This window comes from Ekhidna sp. (genome assembly GCF_965228795.1).
Lineage (GTDB): Bacteria > Bacteroidota > Bacteroidia > Cytophagales > Cyclobacteriaceae > Ekhidna.
Genome location: NZ_OZ245839.1, coordinates 691287 through 711341, shown reverse-complemented (window position 1 = coordinate 711341; position 20055 = coordinate 691287). Strand labels below are relative to the sequence as shown.

Below are 20055 nucleotides of genomic sequence, written 5' to 3'. Positions count from 1 at the left end.
GTTTTTATTTGCAAAGAAAACCGTTTATCCGTTTCCATCGCCCGAATCTTTAAAGAATCGGTCATATTCATCTACAGATTCATCCGGTGGTAAGTCATCATTTCTATCTCGGGGATTGTAACGGAGGACTTTAAATTCAGTTCTTCTATTTTTCTGATGCTGTTCCTCTGTCTGGGCATTTTTAATCAAAAGCTGTGTTTCACCGTACCCTTTGGCAGTGATTCTTTCTGCTTTAACCCCTTCATTGATTATATACCTAACTGCAGACTGTGCCCTTTGACGTGAAAGTCTCATGTTATATTCATCAGGTGCCCGACTATCTGTATGAGATCCTAGTTCAATATATATATCCGGATTATCATTCATGATTTGTACCAATGAATCCAGAACTAAAGCAGCATCAGGCCTGATATCGAACTTATCTAAGTCGTAATAAATGTTTTCAAGTACGATTGGTTTTTCCAACACAATCGGGTCCATCATGATTTTAGTTTCGAATGTGATGTTAGTAACCGCCTCGGTTAGTGTTGATTTATCTACCGATTTGCCAACAGTAGTGAAATCTTTTCTTACAGTGAAGTAATCTGTTTTTTCACTGATTAAATCGTAATGCTCTTCGGGATAAACCCTAAAATTGAATTTCCCGTCTGCACCTGTAAATGCTTCATCGAGCACATCACCATTGTCAGCAGTTAACGAAATTTTTGTATTGGGAAGAATAATTTCCTCTCCACCATCATCAGTCGTCACTGTAGTTCCTGTCAGGAAGTAGTTCACAACTTTAAGGTTCGGATCATCATTGACGAATGTGTAAATATCATCGTCTCCTTTTCCTCCTCTTCTATTTGATGTAAAAAAGCCTCGAGTGAGGTTGAATTGGAAAAGCCCAAAATCATCTGCTGATGAGTTCATTGGCTTGCCTAGGTTTTTAACATTGACATGACCCCCTTCACGAACTGCTCTGAACATATCCAGCTTACCAAATCCCGGATGACCATCGGAGGCAAAATACAAGCTACCATCCTCGCTAATGAATGGAAAAACATCATCACCAGGAGTGTTGATTTCAGGTCCTAAATTTCGAACGTCAACCCATCTGCCTCGCCTATTTACTTTCGCTTGATACAGGTCCGCACCACCATAGCCCCCTTCACGAGTAGAAGAGAAGTAAAGCGTTGATCCATCCGGGCTAAATGCAGGGGTTGAGTCCCATGCATCGGCTACATTTATGGATAGTGGAACCGGCTCAGACCATTTACCATTCCTAAATCGCGTAAAAAATAAGTTTACCTCGCTATACCCCTTTGCTTTCCCGTCATTCCCTTTTGCAAAAATCATCGAATTTCCATCAGGAGAAATAGCTACCGAGCCTTCATTGGTATCAATGTGATTTATGATTGGATCTAATGACCTCAAAGTGCCCAAATCTACATTGGCACCACGGGTGGCAACACGGTATATATCGGTGAATGGTGTACCTGTTGTCCGGTATATTTTTCCTCCATCTCTATTCGAAGTGAAATAAAGAAAGTTTCGACTGTACACAGGTGAATACTCCGCTCTTTCAGTATTAATGTCTTCTAAATTCTTAACACGGTAGTAACTTTCTTTTTCCTTTAATTCTTCAATTTTTCTAAGGTTCTCTAGTTCCTTTTCAGCCAGCTTTTTTGCTTTTTCATCTCGTGCCCGTGGGATATAATTATTCAATATGCGCTCCGCTTCCGCATAGTTTTGTTCGACCTTCAATCCTTGAGCAACATATAAATTGGCAGCCTCATCTGCTTCTCCTTGTTCAATTGCTTTTTGATAGAAAGGAACTGCTTCTACCAGCCTGTTTGACTTGCGATACGCATCGCCAACCATCATATTTTCCTCAGCAGTATTTTTATTCGGAGAATTCCCCAGCTTGGCTATGACTGCATCAAACTCTGCATTATCCATGCTTTTTTCTACCGAGCAGCTCGCTATAAAGAATACAAGAATTATGTATTGAAATGATCGCATATATGAAATAACGAAATTCTTATTCAGATGATTGCTCCGAATTTAGTTAAAGCTAGAACAAAGAGCGAACCAAAAAGCCCTATTGAAAAAAACGTTTAACCCATGTTTCATGACTTGGCTTGATCCATCTGGATCGAAATTCAGCCATGTTTTGGACAGTGTTATCAAAAACAAGCGTATCCGGACGTATCACTGATTCCTTCGCATGCTTTTTAAGCTCATTAAAAGGATAAAGATTAACTTCCTCGCCCTCTTTGAATGCAACCTGGCTGGTTGTCATAAATGAGAGGCTCAATTCATTCTCAAGAGCTTTAATCAAATGCACAGAAGCATCGATACTGCATCCACTGGCCTGACTGAATGATTCGTCAACTGAAATAATCAAAAACTGATTAAACTTGGTATCAAAAGATGCTTTAAGATCCTGACCATGCGCTTGCCATTGATCCAGGAATCTCTCCGTGTTGGCTTTTACAAGTTCGGTTTCCTGATCTGTCAATTTACGCTCGGCCTGATATATCCAGAGCCTCGCATTGTCCGGCATTTCTTCAAATGGAATTAACATATCAATCCAAACCTTCTGACTCAGCAATGAGTTCCGCAAGGTCTTTTACTTTGACTGAATCCTCCTTTTCTTTGTTTTTAACGCCATCAGACATCATAGTCATGCAAAAAGGGCATGCCACAGCTATCGTATCTGCCTTCGTCTCTAATGCTTCTTCCGTCCTTTCAATATTGACTTCTTTGTTGCCAGCCTCAGCATCTTTAAACATCTGAGCTCCACCGGCACCACAGCAAAGACCTTTGGTCTTGCACCGCTTCATTTCTACCAGCTCTGCATCTAATGCTTCAAGCACTGCACGTGGAGCTGAGTATACATTATTGGCACGGCCAAGGAAACACGAATCATGATAGGTTATCTTTTTACCTTTAAATTCACCTCCACCTTTCAGCTCTACTTTGCCCTCATTGATGAGTTCTTGTAAAAATTGAGAGTGATGAATGACGTCATAATTTCCGCCCAACTCAGGATACTCATTTTTGATGGTATTGAAACAGTGGGGACATGCAGTTACAATTTTTTTGATCTCATAGCCATTTAACACCTGAATATTCGACATGGCCTGCATTTGAAACAAGAATTCATTGCCCGCCCTTCTTGCAGGATCGCCGGTACAGGTTTCCTCAGGACCAAGCACGGCGAATTTTACACCTACTTTATTCAGAATTTTAACGAATGCTTTGGTTACACTCTTATATCGATCATCATAAGAACCAGCACAGCCTACCCAAAAAAGAACTTCCGGTTTTTCTCCTTTAGCTGCTAAATCCGCTACGGTTGGTATTTGTATTTCGCTCATTTTCCTTCTTTTAATTCATTAGACCAATTGAACCTGTCCTGCACACCAAATTTCCATGGCGCAAAGTTTGTCTCCACATTTTGGAACATCATGTTCCATGATTCAGGAGCAGCAGACTCTTCCATTGCTACATATCTGCGCGTTTGCAGGATGATATCCAGTGGATTAATATTCACCGGGCATGCTTCCACACATGCATTGCAACTGGTGCATGCGTTAATTTCTTCTTTCGTTATGTAATCACCAAGAAGCGACTTTCCATCCTCTAATCCATTTTTACCTACATCCTCCAGACGATCTCGGGTATCCATCATAATCTTTCGAGGGGATAATTTTTTACCAGTAAGGTTGGCGGGGCACTCAGAGGTACATCGGCCACACTCGGTGCAGGCATAGGCATCCATCAAGTTCTTCCAGGTAAGGTCGTTTACGTCTTTTGCACCAAAACGCATGCCTTCTGGTGGTGGAGATTGATCTCCTTCTACCGGCATTCCCAGCATCATCTTTACCTCATTCGTGATTTCATCCATATTGGTCATCTTGCCCTTTGGATCCAATCGACTATAATAGGTATTAGGGAAAGCCATAAAAATATGCAGATGTTTCGAATAGGTCACATATAGTGCAAAAGCAAAAATTCCAACAATATGAAACCACCAGGCTGCTCGTTCAATAACAATTAAAGTTGATGTTTCAAATTGATCCAGCCATCCAAACATAAATGAGCTGAAGAAAAAATCACCGGTCTGAACATAATGATCGGCTCCTCGATCTTGTAAAATCTGATCAGCACCATTCATTCCTAAGATAGCAACCATCAAGACGATTTCTATGATCAAAATAAGGTTGGCGTCTAATGACGGCCAGCCTACCATCTCAATCTTTTTAAATCGGTTGATTCGGAGCACATTTCTTCTGATTAAGAATACAACACATGAAAACAGTACTCCTACAGCCAAAAACTCGAAGAAATTAATCATTGATGAATAAAAACTCCCCAAAACCAGCGCAGCTACCCTGTGAGTTCCGAATATGCCATCAATTACTATTTCTAAGACTTCTATGTTTATGAGGACAAATCCTACATAGATCAATAAATGTAGAAATGCAGGAACAACTCGCTTGAACATCTTTTTCTGACCAAATGCTACCAAAAGCATTGTTTTAAGCCGTTCTCCTTTATTGTCGGAAAGATTGGCTGCTTTACCTAGTTTTATATTTTTTGTAATGCGAGAAACTCTTCTTGAGATGAGATATCCAAAGAATCCAGCTACCAGCAAAAACGCTATTTGAGGGATATATTCCATAATTCTAAAAAATTCCTGCTACGAACTTCAATTTAAATTTTGCCTTTTCAAAGAAATACCTACTTTTGCCAACCCAAATTTTGGTGCTGTAGCTCAGTTGGTAGAGCATCGGACTGAAAATCCGTGAGTCGGTGGTTCGAATCCACTCAGCACCACTTAAAGACCCAACTTCGGTTGGGTTTTTTTGTGCATCTACTTTTCCGGAACTCTTAAAATCCGTGAGTCGGTGGGTGGTACGCCACTCCGATCGAATCCACTCAGCACCACTTAAAGACCCAACTTCGGTTGGGTTTTTTTGTGCATCTACTTTTCCGGAACTTTTAAAATCCGTGAGTCGGTGGGTGGTACGCCACTCCGATCGAATCCACTCAGCACCACTTAAAGACCCAACTTCGGTTGGGGCTCTTACTTTATATGATTTTTTCAAAATACCTGAATCGATAGCTGAAACATCCCATCGGTGCGCTGCAGCGATCGACCCACTGAGTAAACCCAGTGTCATTCCTTTTTTAAGGATGACTTCTTTTGTTTTCATAATCTTCACCGTCTTGGTAATAAAGCTACCAATTTCAGCTTTCTTTTAATTGAACCCGAAGATAAAATCAATTTAGGAATTTAGTATGCATGCATACCTTTTTTAAAACTTATTTAAATAAGCTTTCGTTTTAATATACCGTTCGGTATCTTTGTATTATGGCGAGGAATCCAGAGCATACTAAGAAACTTATCATTGAAAAGGCCTTGCCTATTTTCAATACTAAGGGTTATAATGCTGCTTCTATTTCTGACATCACTGCTGCAACAGGTATAACTAAGGGTGCTATCTATGGTAACTTTAAGAATAAAGATGAAGTAGCCACTGCAGCATTTGAGCGAGGCGTGGAAATTGTAGCAGGCGCAATTGCTAAGAGAGTACGCGCACAGAATACTGCGCCAAGTAAGTTGGTTGCCATTATGGAATTCTATGAAGAATATTTAAACAATCCCCCAATTCCGGGTGGATGTCCAGTTTTAAACTCCTCAATAGAAGCGGACGACAGCCTTCCTTTTTTAAGATCCAGAGTCATTCGCTCCATTGCTCTACTGAAAGATTCAGTCATAAAAATTATTAATCGTGGAATCCTTGAGGGTCAAATCAAGCGTGACGTAGATGCTGAAGAATTTACAAACTTCTTTTATGCGACCATCGAAGGCGCCATATCAGTATCCAGAATAGAAGGGGATGGCAGATCCTATGAATTTGTAAAACGATTTGTCTTAAAGCAGATTAAAGAAATTAGTAGTTAAAAAAATTTATACGTTAAAATACCAATTGGTATATTAAATTATGGTTACTCACATAGAAATAAAAGGTGAAGATATCAGTCGTCCAGCTGAACGACCACCCAAAACAAACTGGAAAATTGAAATTATAAAGAAGGGACTAAGTCTCCTTCAGCATGCATCCGCCAAGAAATCTGCATCGATCATATGGCACTACTTTACCATGCCAGGCAGAGTAGGATATACCGAACCACAGCGGCAAATCATCAAAGATGCCCATGTCTCTCAATCTAGCTATAAAGGTGATTTAATTAAGCATTACAAATGGGGCACTTCCGGACCAAAAATTTTGCTTTGTCATGGATGGAGATCAAAAGCAGCCGATTTTAGGCGCATGATCAAAAAATTTGTTGCTGAAGGATACCAGGTCGAAGCAATTGATATGCGGGGGCATGGAAACTCGCAGGGAAGACATACGGCTATGCCGGAGTTTAGAGACATTATAAAAAATCATATTTCTAAAAATGGCCCTTATCAAACAGTAGTTGGTCACTCCATTGGTGCGCTGGCTTCCGGAATTGCATTGAGTGAGCTAGGACCTGCATTTCAACCTAAACACTTTTTTATGATAGCGGCTCCTCCTTACATAAGGTACTTTTTTAAAGATATCGTCAATGATGTTGGTTGCAATGAGTCTGTTTATCTGGCCATGTGTGGCTTGGTGAAAGAGCATTATCACCACTCCATAGATTATTTCGATCTGCGGATCAAAGCCAATGATTTAAAGAACATTGATACGCATCTTTTTTACTGTGAGGATGACCAGATAATCCCCTTTTCAAAAGGAGAAGAACTGGAAGATGCCTGGCCGCATGCATCATTTGTGCATGTGAAAGGATTGGGACATTACAAGATCATGGCTAATGATTCCATCATCAGCTATATTGAAAATGTAATGAAGTAACTATTTAATGCCTTTGAGGCCCATTACTTCCTTAGGACTGAGGTGTCTGAATTTTCCCCGGGGTAGATTTTTCTTTGTAAGAGAGGCAAACATCACTCTGTCTAGTTTTTTGACATCATAGCCAAGGTGTTCGAAAATTCTCCTTACAATTCGATTTCGGCCAATATGGATTTCTACACCCAAGATTGTGTTATCATCGCCCAAAACTGCCATCTCGTTGACAACCGCTAGTCCATCGTCCAACTCAACTCCTTTTAAAATTGAGTCAAAGTCCGCCTTTGTAATGGGTTTATCCAGCTCTACTTGATAGATCTTTTTGACTTTATGAGATGGATGAGTGAGTTTTTTGGCCGTCTCTCCATCATTTGTAAACAGTAATAATCCTGTTGTTTCCTTATCCAGCCTACCCACAGGATAGATCCGCTCTTCACAGGCTTTTTCTACCAACTCCATCACTGTTCTTTTCGCGTGCGGATCTTTGGTAGTGGTGACAAAACCTCGTGGTTTATTCAGTAGAATGTATTGATGTGTCTCAGACTTAAGCTTTCTTCCCTTGTACTCGACCGTATCAGTTCGCTTAACCTTATAACCCATCTCGGTCTTCACTTTGCCATTGACTTTGATCTTACCTTCAGCAATCAGGTTATCCGCCTCTCGCCTGGAGCACACGCCTGCATTTGCGATGTATCGATTCAATCGAATTTCCGCAGGCTTTTTTATTTCCTTTTTATTGGGGCGTTTCATAAAGTCTTACGACAATTTTTTATTCCTTTTCGTCACCGATGGTGTTCTCTTCCTCAGAGACAAAGTCTTTTGGAGTAGGGAGCTCTTTTAGGTCATTGATTCCGAAATAATCCATGAATTTTTGGCTTGTACCATATAATAATGGCCGACCAACTCCTTCAGATTTTCCTTTAATCTCAACCAATTCCTTTTCTAGCAATTTTTGAATAGCATAATCACAATTGACTCCTCTAATCTGCTCAGTCTCACTTTTAGTGATCGGCTGTTTGTAAGCAATGATTGATAGCGTTTCCAACGCTGAATTTGAAAGCCTTTTTTTCGATTGTTGCTTCAGCAAAATGCCAATACTGGCCTGATAAGCAGGTTTGGTCAGGAATTGATATCCCCCTCCTGATTTCACTAGTTCCATAGCAAAATCATCATTTTGAAACCTTTCCTCTACCAATTTAATTCCTGATGCAATGTCGTCCACAGGCACATCTGCATCGAACATTTCCTTAAGGCACTCTTGAATTTCGCTTTCCGTAATGGGTTTTGGTGAACAAAATACCAGGGCCTGAATATGATTAGCCAGGTAATCCATTATGAACTTCTATTGAGCTTAGCATCAATGCTTTGAGTGGTATGAGGCACTGCTCTCAAGCGCTCTTTAGATATTAACTTGCCCGTATCTACACAGATGCCGTAAGTTCCATTTTTGATTCTTACTAAAGCGTTTTCCAGATTATTGATAAACTTTTGTTGACGTCCTGCCAGCTGGCTCAATTGCTCCTTTTCTGCAGTATCCGCTCCATCCTCAAGTGTTTTAACAGAAGAAAAATTATCTCCGCTATCATCTGATTCTCTGGTTAAAGATGCTTTCAATGTGTTCAACTCTGCTTTTGCTTTTTCCAGTTTTTGAAGAATCAACTCTTCAAATTCCTTAAGCTCCTCGTCTGAATATCTTGTCTTTTCGCTCATGACAGGTGAAGTTTATAGTACTAACAACGTAAAATCAAGCGAAAATACTCAGCTTATAGCACAAAAAATAATGGGATAAATCCAAACCCCCATCTGAAACTAAAAATCTCTACCTACCACCACCGTTTCTTTGATGACCTCAGAATTTCCGCTACTATCATAAATCTCAAAAATGATAAGATAGTAACCCATTCGTGCCATGCTTCCATTGTTGGTGTCTCCATCCCATCTCAAAAACCCTTGTGTTGATAGCAAAACCCCTTGCGCAAGGTTTTTAACTAATCTGCCGGACTGATCATAAATATTGACGTTTGCAAACTGACCAGGTGTTTCCATTTGATAGTTTATGGTGGTGAAGTCTCTTCCTGACCCTGCGTTCCCAGGGATAAAAACTTCGGGAGTTGCAGAAATTCTACCGGAAGAAGTTTCTGCCGAAGATTGCTGTGAATTTTCATATCCCGGAGTAGCAAAACCAACGGTGCTAGCAGCAGATCTCCAGTTATTTGCGTCATTGGGTTGCTCAAAAGAAACACGCTCCAATGAAACCCCATCAACACTTTCAAGTAAATTATCGTGATAATCTTCATTGTAAATGAATGAGTCAGCAACATTATTGAAGTTATTGAGTATCACAACACTTCCCTCAGTGTTTGGAAATGATGGCATTGAACTTACCTGGATGAAATTTGATTCGACTCCCTGAGGATAGTTTGTAAGTAATATGTCTGAGTCAGTAGTGAATACCAAATATGCATGCGGGTCGATCACAAGCGCTTCTGAAGTAATCACTCTTTTGTTTTCAATGTCTCCTTCTTCATCAAACGAACCTAATTGCCATCCTTTTAGGCTTATATATTTTTCCGATGAGTTATACACTTCAACAAAGTCGACACCATTGGATCTTGGATTGAATAAAATTTCGCTAAGCTTGATGTCGCCCTCTTCAGCATCCACCGGAAGTGTAAAAGTTGCCAATGCTTCATCGATTGAATTCCCGGCACAATCCTGTATTCCTGTAATGGTTAATTCGTATAAGATGCTTTCTGTAAGTGGTTCTTCCAATTGGATGAAAAGCGAATTTGGATAAAATCCATTAAAACTCAACGCACTAATTGCCATACCGGATGAAACCTCAACGGTGGCCAAGTCATAACTTATCGGGCTAATTTTCTCATTGAAATCTACCCTGACTGAATCCGTATCGACTGCTAAAACATTTACTATTTCAGGACTGAAATTATCAGTGAAATCATCAGAAATAGAGTTCATCATTCCGGGTGTTCCACCTGAATTATCCTGTGAACTCCCCCAATTAGTATCTTCAAGGCATGGATAGTTTATATCCTTCATTTCAAGCGAATATCCACCAGAGGACTTATCTTGATCATGCCAATCGGGATCATAATCAATCGTGAAAATCACTCTATTCTCTCGACTTATAATTAGCTGTTCACCATTATTGCTGAGTGTTGGGAAGTTTGCAACGCCTATCGCATTGCCTTCATATGCTGATGCCGTAGAAGTCGAAGTAAGTATATAATAAGCTCCTGGGTTAAGCATTCTGGAAGGAATTTCTACCTGCCCGGTTGCATCATTTAGTTTAAGCCCTTCGGTGCTCAGGATATCATTGGTGCTGTTATAAATTTCAAGGTATTCACTAGATGGCAATTCAACTTGAGGGTCTGGATCAAACATAATTTCTGTAATGATCAGGTCATTAAAGGCGGGAGGTCGACCAATTCCAAATGTGATGATTGAAGACTCAATGGTATTACCCCAACAGTCCGAAACTCCGGAAACGGCTAGCTCATAGATTACTCCTTGCTCAAGACTACTTTCGAACGATATACTTACCGATTCAGGAAACTGATCTTTAACCAAAATAGATGAGATATTGAGATCATTACTCACCTCATATGTTCCGGCAATCAAACTCAAAGAATCCATCACTTCAGAAAAGATGATGGTCAAATCGTCTTCAAAACTATAAGACTGAATGGACGGGTTTTGAGTGTCAGGTGTTTCATTAAAAATAGCATTTTGAAAACCTGGAGTACCTCCTGAAGCATTTACAGATGGTGAATAGCTAGCTATTGAAAGACATGGATCATTTGGATTGATTAACTCAGTCGATATACCGGAAATACTTTCCTGGTATGAAATGACGTTAATGATATTTCCCGTACTGTCCTCAAGAATTATTTGATCCTCATCATTAGATAAACTCAAACTAGCTATCGAAATCACATTTTCATATGCCTCAAACTTTATTAAGTTGGAGTCATCCACCAGCACTACATAATCCTCTGGTTTAAGTACAAAAGATTCAATAAGTGATCCATCAAGTCTCCAGTTCTTCAAATTGATATTCTTGGTAGATCGATTGTACAGCTCTACAAACTCTCCTTCAGGTAGTCCTATAGATGGTATCGGATCTGCTAAAAACTCATTGATCACCACATCATTGACTGCCGCCAATTCCGTTTCGATGTACTCAAAGTCGATGGTCTCATTACTGGTTGCGTTTCCTGATAGGTCTTCCACTCCATTAACAGTCAGCGTACGGGTTTCTCCGGAAGGAAGTGTGCCTACCGTCAGGTGAACCAGTTGATTGTTCGTTTCATCCAGGCTGGCTGTGATTATCGTAATCCCCCCTTCGATGCTGTAGTTTCCTGTAGCCTCAGCTGTGGTTTCATCTAATGGTTCATCAAAAGCCACATCCAGTTCGGTATCTGAGATTACACTGATTGAACTGATCGACGGTGGGGTTGTATCCGGAGTATCATCAAAAATGGCGTTTTGCTCTCCCGGTGTGCCGCCATCAGGGTCTGTACTGGTACCGTAATTGTTTGCTGAGTAATCAGGCCCATTCGGATTGATCAGCTCAGTAGATATGCCACTCGATGAGCTGGTGTAAGCGGTCTCATGGATAATCGTCGAGGATGCATTCGTAAGTATAATACTGTCACCTCCGTTGTTCAGGCTAGGAAAATTATCTATCTCAAGTACATCGCCATAAGTGGTGAATAATGACCCATTGTCCGTTTCTGCAAGAATAAGGAAAGAGTCTGGTCGTAAGATGAACGTACCAAATGCTGATGAGCTGCCTGCTGCATCACTCAATGTCCAGCCATTCAGGTCGATGAACTTATCAGATCGATTGAATACTTCTACATACTCCGCATTAGGAATCGTACTCGTTGTGCTTGGAGCTGCTAAAAACTCATTGATCACCACATCATTAACTGCCGCCATTTCCGTCTCGATGTACTCAAAGTCGATGGCCGCATTACTGGTAGCATTTCCTGATAGGTCTTCTACTCCATTAACCGTCAGCGTTCGGGTTTCTCCTGAAGGAAGTGTACTAACCGTCAGGTGAACCAATTCATTGTTCGTTTCATCCAGGCTGGCTGTGTTTATCGTAATCCCTCCATCAATCGTGTAGTTTCCTGTCGTCTCAGCTGTGGTTTCATCGAGTGGCTCATCAAAAGTCACATCCAGTTCGGTATCTGAGATTACACTGATTGAACTAATCGATGGTGCAGTAGTATCAGGCGTGTCATCAAAAATAGCATTTTGCGCTCCCGGTGTGCCGCCATCAGCGTCTGTACTGGTACCGTAATTGTTTGCTGAATAATCAGGCCCATTCGAATTGATCAGCTCTGTGGATACTCCACTGGAGGAACTAGTGTAAGCCGTCTCATGAATGATCGTGGAAGAAGCATTCGTAAGTATGATACTGTCGCCCCCGTTGTTTAAGGATGGGAAGTTGTTTACCTCCAGCACATCTCCGTAGCTTGTAAATAGTGATCCATTATCTGTTTCTGTCAAGATAAGGAAAGAGTCTGGTCGTAAGATGAACGTACCAAATGCTGATGAGCTACCTGCTGCATCACTCAACGTCCAGCCATTCAGATCAATGAACTTTGAAGATCGATTGTATACTTCTACATACTCCGCATTGGGAATCGTGCTCGATGAACTTGGTGAAGCTAAAAACTCATTGATTACCACATCATTAACTGCCGCCGTTTCTGTTTCGATGTACTCAAAGTCGATGGTCGCATTACTGGTAGCATTTCCTGATAGGTCTTCCACTCCATTAACCGACAGGGTTTGCGTTTCTCCCGAGGGAAGCATGCTGACCGTCAGGTGGACCAGTTTATTATCCGAGTCATCAAGCGTGGCGGTGTTAACCGAATTGCCTCCATCAATCGTGTAGTTTCCTGTCGTCTCAGCTGTGGTTTCATCGAGTGACTCATCAAAACTCACATCAAGTTCGGTATCTGAGATTACACTGATAGAACTGATCGACGGTGGAGTTGTATCAGGCGTGTCATCAAAAATGGAGTTTTGCGCTCCCGGTGTGCCGCCATCAGCGTCTGTACTGGTACCGTAATTGTTTGCTGAATAATCAGGCCCATTCGGATTGATCAGCTCTGTGGATACTCCACTGGAGGAACTAGTGTAAGCGGTCTCATGAATAATCGTTGAGGAGGCATTCGTAAGTATGATGCTGTCTCCTCCATTGTTCAGGCTAGGAAAATTATCTATCTCAAGTACATCGCCATAAGCATTGAATAATGACCCATTGTCCGTTTCTGCAAGAATAAGGAAGGAGTCTGGTCGCAGAATAAATGTTCCAAATGCTGATGAGCTACCTGCTGCATCACTCAACGTCCAGCCATTCAGATCAATAAACTTTGAAGATCGATTGTATAACTCAACATATTCTTCGTTCGGAATCGAGCTTGAAGAGCTTGGTGAAGCTAAAAACTCATTGATCACCACATCATTGACTGCTGCCGGTTCCGTTTCGATGTACTCAAAATCGATGGTCGCATTACTGGTTGCGTTTCCTGATAGATCTTCCACTCCATTAACCGTCAGCGTTCGGGTTTCTCCTGAAGGAAGTGTACTAACCGTCAGGTGAACCAATTCATTGTTCGTTTCATCCAGGCTGGCTGTGTTTATCGTAATTCCTCCATCAATCGTGTAGTTTCCTGTCGTCTCAGCTGTGGTTTCATCGAGTGACTCATCAAAGCTCACATCCAGTTCGGTATCTGAGATTACACTGATTGAACTGATCGATGGCGCAGTAGTATCAGGCGTGTCATCAAAAATAGCGTTTTGCGCTCCCGGTGTACCGCCATCAGGGTCTGTGCTGTTTCCGTAATTGTTTGCCGAATAATCAGGACCATTCGGATTGATCAGCTCTGTGGATACTCCACTGGAGGAACTAGTGTAAGCCGTCTTATGAATGATCGTGGAAGAAGCATTCGTAAGGATGATACTGTCGCCCCCGTTGTTTAAGGATGGGAAGTTGTTTACCTCCAGCACATCTCCGTAGCTTGTAAATAGTGATCCATTGTCTGTTTCTGTCAAGATAAGGAAAGAGTCTGGTCGTAGAATAAATGTTCCAAATGCTGCTGAGCTACCCGCCGCATCACTCAATGTCCAGCCATTCAGATCAATAAACCTTGAAGATCGATTGTATAACTCAACATATTCTTCGTTCGGAATCGAGCTTGAAGAGCTTGGTGAAGCTAAAAACTCATTGATCACCACATCATTGACTGCTGCCGGTTCCGTTTCGATGTACTCAAAGTCGATGGCCGCATTATTGGTAGCGTTTCCTGATAGGTCTTCTACACCATTAACAGTCAGCGTGCGGATTTCTCCCGAAGGAAGTGTGCCTACCGTCAGGTGAACCAGTTGATTGTCCGTTTCACCCAGGATGGCCGTGTTTATCGTTATTCCTCCATCAATCGTGTAGTTTCCTGTCGTCTCAGCTGTGGTTTCATCGAGCGGTTCGTCAAAAGTCACATCCAGTTCGGTTGCTGAGATTACACTGATAGAGCTAATCGATGGTGCCGTAGTATCCGGCGTGTCATCAAAAATGGCGTTTTGCTCTCCTGGTGTGCCGCCATCAGGGTCTGTGCTGTTTCCGTAATTGTTTGCTGAATAGTCAGGATCATTCGGATTGATCAGCTCTGTAGATACTCCACTCGATGAACTGGTGTAAGCGGTCTCATGAATAATTGTTGAGGAGGCATTCGTAAGTATGATACTGTCACCTCCGTTGTTTAAGGAGGGAAATCCGCTTATTTCTAAAACATCTCCATACAATTCAAATAATGAGCCATTTCCGGTATTTGTGAGAATAAGATATTCGCCTGGCCTCAGTGTATCTAAACCAAATGCCGCAGATGACCCGGTTTTATCACTTAACTGCCAGTTTTCAAGACTAATAAACTTGTTCGATCGATTATATAACTCAACAAACTCTTCATTGGGTATTACACTGGAAGCACTTGGCGCAGCGTTAAATTCATTAATTACTACATCGTTTTCTTCTGCACTTTCAAGTATAAGGTATTCAAAGCTGTCCTGGCTATCAGGTTCGATCACATTTGAATTTTCATCTGCCACATTATTAATGGTTAACGTGTAAGTAGTTCCGTTTGTGAGAGGATCGATTGTAAGATGAACGACTGAATTGTCTGTTGCATCTCTAACTGCATCACTAACCGCTATACCTCCATCCAAAGAATAATTCCCCACGGTTTCTGCTGTTGATTCATCTACATTTTCATTGAATTGCACATCTATTTGTGTGTCAGAAATTACAGATACAGATTGAATTTCAGGAGGATCAGAATCAGTGGGGGTAGGTCCAACAAAAAAATCATCAAAGAAGTGACTATTGGCAGGACTGGCAGCCGTTGACTGCCTGACTAAAAACCCAAAAATTGAGCTTGCAACCACATCGGTATCTAAAACTGTTCCTACTGAACTAAAGGTACCACTTACTCCTTGGTCTGTAAACAACTCCCAATTTCCACTATCATCACGAGTAACCTGTACTTTATAAGGCTTACTTGAGCTGCTATTTAAAATATCTTCTGCTGTACTAATCAGCGCCGAGGAAGTACTACCACTGACAACTTTGTGAAGAGCTATCCAATCCTCAGTATCACCAATTCGTACAAAATATCCGTTTTGAACACTTGTCAAGTCACTTTGATCTGCCACCAAAAAAACATCTACATAATTGGCGCCTGAAGGGTTAAATTTTAGATCAATAAAAAACTCCCAGGTAGTATTGGAGACTTGTGTGGATGGAATTGATAGATAGTAAGAATCTGAAGAAGGCAGCTGCCCCGCATTGGTTCTAAGCTGTTTATCCCCACCCTCATCCACAAGGATAAAGTTGCTTACATCACCGGATAATGAGGGTGAAAACTGATTTGGTGTGTTTCCAAGTGTCTCATCTTCGTAATCATCCTGATACTGAGCATTAAGAAATAACCCACCTGAATAGAATACCACAGAAAGTAATATTCGAAAGTATTGAAGATTCCAACTCACAGGTTAAATGTAGTAGTTTTGCTCCAGAATCATTATTTAGACTGTTTAAGGAATTATGAAAATAGCGGTTGTAGGAGCTAGCGGTTTAGTTGGTCAAAAAATGCTCCAAATCATGGCAGAAAGGAATTTTCCGGTAGGTGAGCTTATACCTGTTGCATCAGAGAGGTCTGTAGGTAAAAAGATATCCTATCTAGATAAGGAATATTCCATTGTTTCCATGCAAGATGCTATTGCTGCTAAACCGGATATCGCACTTTTCTCAGCAGGCGGATCAGTTTCTCTGGAGTATGCTCCAAAATTTGCTGAAGCTGGAACTGTGGTTATAGACAACTCGTCTGCCTGGAGAATGGATGTCAGCAAAAAGTTGGTAGTCCCGGAAGTAAATGGGAATGTGCTAAGGATAGATGACAGAATCATAGCTAATCCAAACTGCTCTACTATTCAGATGGTAGTCGCTCTAAAGCCGCTACATGATGCATTTAAGATTAAACGAATCGTAGTTTCAACATATCAATCTGTAACCGGATCCGGTAAAGGGGCGGTTGACCAGTTAGAAGCTGAGCGTGCAGGAACAGAGGCAACAATGGTATATCCGCATAAAATTGACATGAATGCACTCCCTCACATTGATGTGTTTCAGGAAAACGGATATACAAAAGAGGAGATGAAGATGATTCAGGAAACCATGAAAATCATGGGGGATGACTCAATAAAAGTCACAGCAACCTGTGTGAGAATACCGACTGTTGGAGGCCACTCAGAATCGGTTAATCTTGAATTTGAAGAAGAGTTTGAGCTTAAAATGGTTCATGATATCCTTAAAAAAGCTCCAGGGGTAACAATTGTGGACGATCCTTCCAATAACGAGTATCCCATGCCTTTGACTGCTCATGATAAGGATGATGTGTTTGTTGGAAGAATCAGGAGGGACGAAACACAACCTAAGACCTTAAACATGTGGATTGTGTCGGACAACCTAAGAAAAGGAGCAGCAACCAACGCAATTCAAATTGCTGAATACATGCTGGAACACAGCTTGGTTTATTAATTCATGACATGAATGCACAGATAGATTTTTTGAACCGTAGTGAGGTAAAGAAATTTATTAGTGAGCATGTTGATTCTGATCCAAATGAACTGATTTTAAACCCGCCATCCAGTCTTAAGGATCACATTAAGCTAGTAGCTAGCCAGATATTGGCTAGACAGAAAGCTAAAGGCAAGTTAGATGCTTGGGCAAAGAATTATGATTTAATAATGCCCCCTCCGCTATCTATCGAACAAGCTTCATCAGAAGCAACTTGCCAATACAAATCCAGTCTGATTTCCGGTAGAAGTCTGATTGATCTGACCGGCGGTATGGGTATTGACTGTCTGGCACTTAGTGAGTCATTTAAAAACACAACGTATGTTGAACGTCAAGATAACTTATGTGAATTATTTGATCACAATGCTACTGCTCTGGGGAAGTCAGTAAAAATCGTTCATGCGGATTGCTTAGATTATCTCCAAAGTGTGAATTCTGATTTGGAAAACACCTGCTGTTATTTAGATCCGGCAAGAAGGGATAGCACCCAAAACCGAGTTTTTAGAATAGAAGATTGCTCACCTAACTTAATTGAATTGATGCCATTACTAAAGCAAAAAGCAAAAAAGGTATTGGTTAAATTCTCACCCATGCTGGACATAAAAGCTGCAATCACAAGTATTTCAAACATTGCGGAAATTCATGTTGTGTCAGTAAAAAATGAATGTAAAGAAGTACTACTGCTTGTAGATTTTAGGGAACAAAAAGAGCCATCCGTCAAATGTGTGAACCTGCAATCTAAGCACCAGCCATATGCTTTTACAATTCAGCATGAACATACAAGCTCAGCACAATTTGGCCACTTAAAATCATATATATATGAGCCAAATAGCTCGATTATGAAAGCAGGAGCGTTCAATAAAATCTCTACTGACTATAATTTATTGAAGCTTGGTGAAAACACTCATTTATATACTTCTGATGAGTTGATTCGTTCTTTTCCTGGTAGAATATTCAACATTATCAGCGCTGTAAACAGGAAAACTATTGGAGAATTTGTATCGAAAGGAAGGATTAATGTGATCACCAGAAATTATCCTCTAAGCGCACCAGAGCTTAAGAAAAAATGGAAGTTAAAGGATGGTGGAGATCATTTTCTAATTGGATATAAAGGCATGGATAATCGTCCTCAGACCGTAATTGCTATTCGGGCTGATCTGTAAGGAGTATTCTGAATACTGAACCTTCACCGACCACACTTTCAACTTCTATCTTCCCTCCCAGACTTTTTGCAAAATCAAAGCATAAAGCAAGACCAAGCCCGTTACCTTTTTCACCTGCTGTTCCCTCTTTACTATCAAGGCCACCTGTAAAAATTTTTTGCTGCATCTCCTCAGACATTCCGATACCCTTATCAATGACTTCAATGATCTTGGTTTTATCTCCAGACACACAATTAATCTCGATGGCTGAATTGGGGTGTGAGTATTTGATCGCATTTACGACCAGGTTTCTCAATAAAATTCTTAGAATTCCCCGATTGGAATGGATAATGAAGCCAAAGGCTGATTCGTAATTTAAAGTGATATGCTTATCCGTCAGTCTTTCATTCAACTCTTTGTTTAAATCATCAACTACCTGATGTACAGAGAAATTTTCTTTCTGAAGGTTTTCACCTTCCATTTGACCTTCTGCCCACAGAAATATATTGTTGAGAAGGTTCATCAAGTTGGATGTTTTCTCTTTTACCTCAGGCAAAAGTGGCTCTATCTCTTCCTTGCTAATCAACTTTTCGTTGAACATCTCAATCACGGATGATACAGACTGAATTGGTGACTTTAAATCATGAGAAACAATTGCAAATATTTTTGATTTAAACTTGTTAAGATCTTCCAGCTTTCTTTTTCTTATCCCAAGTTCACGTACTACCATAAAAATTATTGAAATTAATATGGCTGCAATAACCAGAGCTACGACCAATCCTTGAATGATAAATTGTCTTTGTTCTGCCAGCTGTTTGTTTAACTTATTCTTCGACTCCAGCACCCGCATCCTAAATAGTCGCTGATAATAAGAAAGAAGTTCAAGTTCATTTATTGTAGAAATGCTTTGAACACTATCCAAGTATTGCTCATAAAGCAACTCCTTTTCATATGCTTCTTCAAAGCGATTTACTGCTCCATAACATCTTGAAAGTGTTTTGCTAGTTATATAAATAAGCTCTTTAACCTCACTTTCCATAGCCATATTAAACGCTAATTCTGCCTGGGCCAATGCTTCTTTTGGTTTCCCCATGCTTCGATCCAGCTCTGCTTTAAGCTGATTGCCTCTAATTATCCCTCTTTTGCTATTGTAGGCTTGAGCATTACTCAGGGTCAATTGTATCAAAGAATCCGCCTTTACAAAATCGCCCTGTTTATAATGTAGCTCTGCCTGATTGAAAAAATAAATAGAGTGAAGGTGCTCGAATTTTGGGTCGAGGTATTTGAATGCCTCAAATAAATAATGCCTGGCAGAATCGTAATAGCTCAGATCAAGAAATGCTTTCCCAATGTTATTATTGATTGCGAAAAGCCTAAACGTATCTTTTTTATTCTTTTGGATGGAAAGCTCCGACTTATAATAGCCAATTGCATCTAAATCCAAACCAGAAGCGGCGTAGACATTTCCAATATTGCCAAGGTTTTTAGCCATGACTGTTTCAAAATTATTTAGCTCTGATATCTGAAGTGACTCCTGAATCTTTTCAAGAGCTTCCATCTGATTACCCAATGACCAATGGGCACTACCAATCCGATTCAATGAAACCGCAATAAGTGAATCATTGCCCGCTTGATAGGCTAAGTTGTAGGCCTTCTCTGCAAGATCTAAACTCTTTTGTGGTTGATCGTAAATCAAAGAATCGCATTGCTCAATTATACTTCCTACCTGATCCAAAACATTCTGAGCCCAGACAGTATTTACCTGGAGCAATGAAAGTATTGCTATAAAGTGAATGGTGAGTTTCACGGAGAGAAGATAATCGCTTTTTATGACTCACCAAAGATAGACAAA

At 40.7% G+C, this 20055-nt stretch carries 13 protein-coding genes and 1 tRNA gene; 5 read left to right on the top strand and 9 right to left on the bottom strand.

All coding sequences use genetic code 11. The features are described from left to right. Nucleotides 1-24: 24 nt before the first annotated feature. The 4 genes from ACQK2H_RS03185 to ACQK2H_RS03170 all read right to left on the bottom strand — a co-directional run bounded on the left by ACQK2H_RS03185 (nt 25) and on the right by ACQK2H_RS03170 (nt 4672). Nucleotides 25-2004 (bottom strand): OmpA family protein, encoded by a 1980-nt coding sequence (locus ACQK2H_RS03185; protein WP_425390026.1) that lies wholly within the window; start codon nt 2002-2004, stop codon nt 25-27. 79 nt (nt 2005-2083) lie between these two features. Next, on the bottom strand, nt 2084-2569 hold the full coding sequence (locus ACQK2H_RS03180) for a hypothetical protein (RefSeq protein WP_425390025.1): 486 nt from the start codon (nt 2567-2569) through the stop codon (nt 2084-2086). Between the two features lies 1 nt (nt 2570). After that, nucleotides 2571-3365, bottom strand: a complete 795-nt coding sequence (locus ACQK2H_RS03175; RefSeq protein WP_425390024.1) for a (Fe-S)-binding protein — start codon at nt 3363-3365, stop codon at nt 2571-2573. Then, nucleotides 3362-4672: a 4Fe-4S dicluster domain-containing protein gene (locus tag ACQK2H_RS03170; RefSeq protein ID WP_425390023.1), complete on the bottom strand. Its 1311-nt coding sequence runs from the start codon at nt 4670-4672 to the stop codon at nt 3362-3364. Before ACQK2H_RS03170 ends, ACQK2H_RS03175 begins: the two co-directional genes overlap by 4 nt. Nucleotides 4673-4754: 82 nt before the next feature. Here ACQK2H_RS03170 and ACQK2H_RS03165 point away from each other — a divergent pair. The 3 genes from ACQK2H_RS03165 to ACQK2H_RS03155 all read left to right on the top strand — a co-directional run bounded on the left by ACQK2H_RS03165 (nt 4755) and on the right by ACQK2H_RS03155 (nt 6899). Further along, nucleotides 4755-4827, top strand: a tRNA-Phe gene (locus ACQK2H_RS03165). Nucleotides 4828-5365: 538 nt separating this feature from the next. Beyond that, nucleotides 5366-5959: a TetR/AcrR family transcriptional regulator gene (locus tag ACQK2H_RS03160; RefSeq protein WP_425390022.1), complete on the top strand. Its 594-nt coding sequence runs from the start codon at nt 5366-5368 to the stop codon at nt 5957-5959. A gap of 40 nt (nt 5960-5999) precedes the next feature. Then, nucleotides 6000-6899 (top strand): alpha/beta fold hydrolase, encoded by a 900-nt coding sequence (locus ACQK2H_RS03155; protein WP_425390021.1) that lies wholly within the window; start codon nt 6000-6002, stop codon nt 6897-6899. Here ACQK2H_RS03155 and ACQK2H_RS03150 read toward each other — a convergent pair whose 3' ends face one another. The 4 genes from ACQK2H_RS03150 to ACQK2H_RS03135 all read right to left on the bottom strand — a co-directional run bounded on the left by ACQK2H_RS03150 (nt 6900) and on the right by ACQK2H_RS03135 (nt 15974). Then, the gene (locus tag ACQK2H_RS03150; protein WP_425390020.1) at nt 6900-7643 is read right to left on the bottom strand and encodes a pseudouridine synthase; all 744 of its coding nucleotides are present in this window, start codon (nt 7641-7643) and stop codon (nt 6900-6902) included. Between the two features lie 19 nt (nt 7644-7662). Continuing rightward, nucleotides 7663-8226 carry an SMC-Scp complex subunit ScpB gene (gene scpB / locus ACQK2H_RS03145; protein ID WP_425390019.1) on the bottom strand — a complete coding sequence of 188 codons (564 nt, stop codon included), beginning with the start codon at nt 8224-8226 and terminating at the stop codon, nt 7663-7665. After that, entirely contained in the window at nt 8226-8603 is a 378-nt protein-coding gene (locus ACQK2H_RS03140; RefSeq protein ID WP_425390018.1) for a TraR/DksA family transcriptional regulator, read from the bottom strand. The genes scpB and ACQK2H_RS03140 overlap by 1 nt, the downstream gene beginning before the upstream one ends. A 99-nt stretch (nt 8604-8702) precedes the next feature. Next, the gene (locus ACQK2H_RS03135; RefSeq protein WP_425390017.1) at nt 8703-15974 is read right to left on the bottom strand and encodes a lamin tail domain-containing protein; all 7272 of its coding nucleotides are present in this window, start codon (nt 15972-15974) and stop codon (nt 8703-8705) included. A gap of 55 nt (nt 15975-16029) precedes the next feature. Here ACQK2H_RS03135 and ACQK2H_RS03130 point away from each other — a divergent pair, with 55 nt between their 5' ends. Both ACQK2H_RS03130 and ACQK2H_RS03125 read left to right on the top strand, forming a co-directional pair. Further along, nucleotides 16030-17022: an aspartate-semialdehyde dehydrogenase gene (locus ACQK2H_RS03130; RefSeq protein WP_425390016.1), complete on the top strand. Its 993-nt coding sequence runs from the start codon at nt 16030-16032 to the stop codon at nt 17020-17022. 8 nt (nt 17023-17030) lie between these two features. Next, nucleotides 17031-18224, top strand: a complete 1194-nt coding sequence (locus ACQK2H_RS03125; protein WP_425390015.1) for a THUMP-like domain-containing protein — start codon at nt 17031-17033, stop codon at nt 18222-18224. Here the strand turns inward: ACQK2H_RS03125 and ACQK2H_RS03120 are convergent. Next, on the bottom strand, nt 18205-20010 hold the full coding sequence (locus ACQK2H_RS03120) for a tetratricopeptide repeat-containing sensor histidine kinase (protein ID WP_425390014.1): 1806 nt from the start codon (nt 20008-20010) through the stop codon (nt 18205-18207). The genes ACQK2H_RS03125 and ACQK2H_RS03120 overlap by 20 nt on opposite strands. Between the last annotated feature and the right edge of the window lie 45 nt (nt 20011-20055).

Excerpts from the sequence above, each read along its gene's own strand:
- ACQK2H_RS03185 (WP_425390026.1), bottom strand. The coding sequence starts at position 2,004 with ATGCGATCATTTCAATACATAATTCTTGTATTCTTTATAGCGAGCTGC.
- ACQK2H_RS03125 (WP_425390015.1), top strand. The coding sequence starts at position 17,031 with ATGAATGCACAGATAGATTTTTTGAACCGTAGTGAGGTAAAGAAATTT.
- ACQK2H_RS03155 (WP_425390021.1), top strand. The coding sequence starts at position 6,000 with ATGGTTACTCACATAGAAATAAAAGGTGAAGATATCAGTCGTCCAGCT.
- ACQK2H_RS03150 (WP_425390020.1), bottom strand. The coding sequence starts at position 7,643 with ATGAAACGCCCCAATAAAAAGGAAATAAAAAAGCCTGCGGAAATTCGA.
- ACQK2H_RS03170 (WP_425390023.1), bottom strand. The coding sequence starts at position 4,672 with ATGGAATATATCCCTCAAATAGCGTTTTTGCTGGTAGCTGGATTCTTT.
- ACQK2H_RS03160 (WP_425390022.1), top strand. The coding sequence starts at position 5,366 with ATGGCGAGGAATCCAGAGCATACTAAGAAACTTATCATTGAAAAGGCC.
- ACQK2H_RS03130 (WP_425390016.1), top strand. The coding sequence starts at position 16,030 with ATGAAAATAGCGGTTGTAGGAGCTAGCGGTTTAGTTGGTCAAAAAATG.
- ACQK2H_RS03180 (WP_425390025.1), bottom strand. The coding sequence starts at position 2,569 with ATGTTAATTCCATTTGAAGAAATGCCGGACAATGCGAGGCTCTGGATA.
- scpB (WP_425390019.1), bottom strand. The coding sequence starts at position 8,226 with ATGGATTACCTGGCTAATCATATTCAGGCCCTGGTATTTTGTTCACCA.
- ACQK2H_RS03175 (WP_425390024.1), bottom strand. The coding sequence starts at position 3,365 with ATGAGCGAAATACAAATACCAACCGTAGCGGATTTAGCAGCTAAAGGA.
- ACQK2H_RS03140 (WP_425390018.1), bottom strand. The coding sequence starts at position 8,603 with ATGAGCGAAAAGACAAGATATTCAGACGAGGAGCTTAAGGAATTTGAA.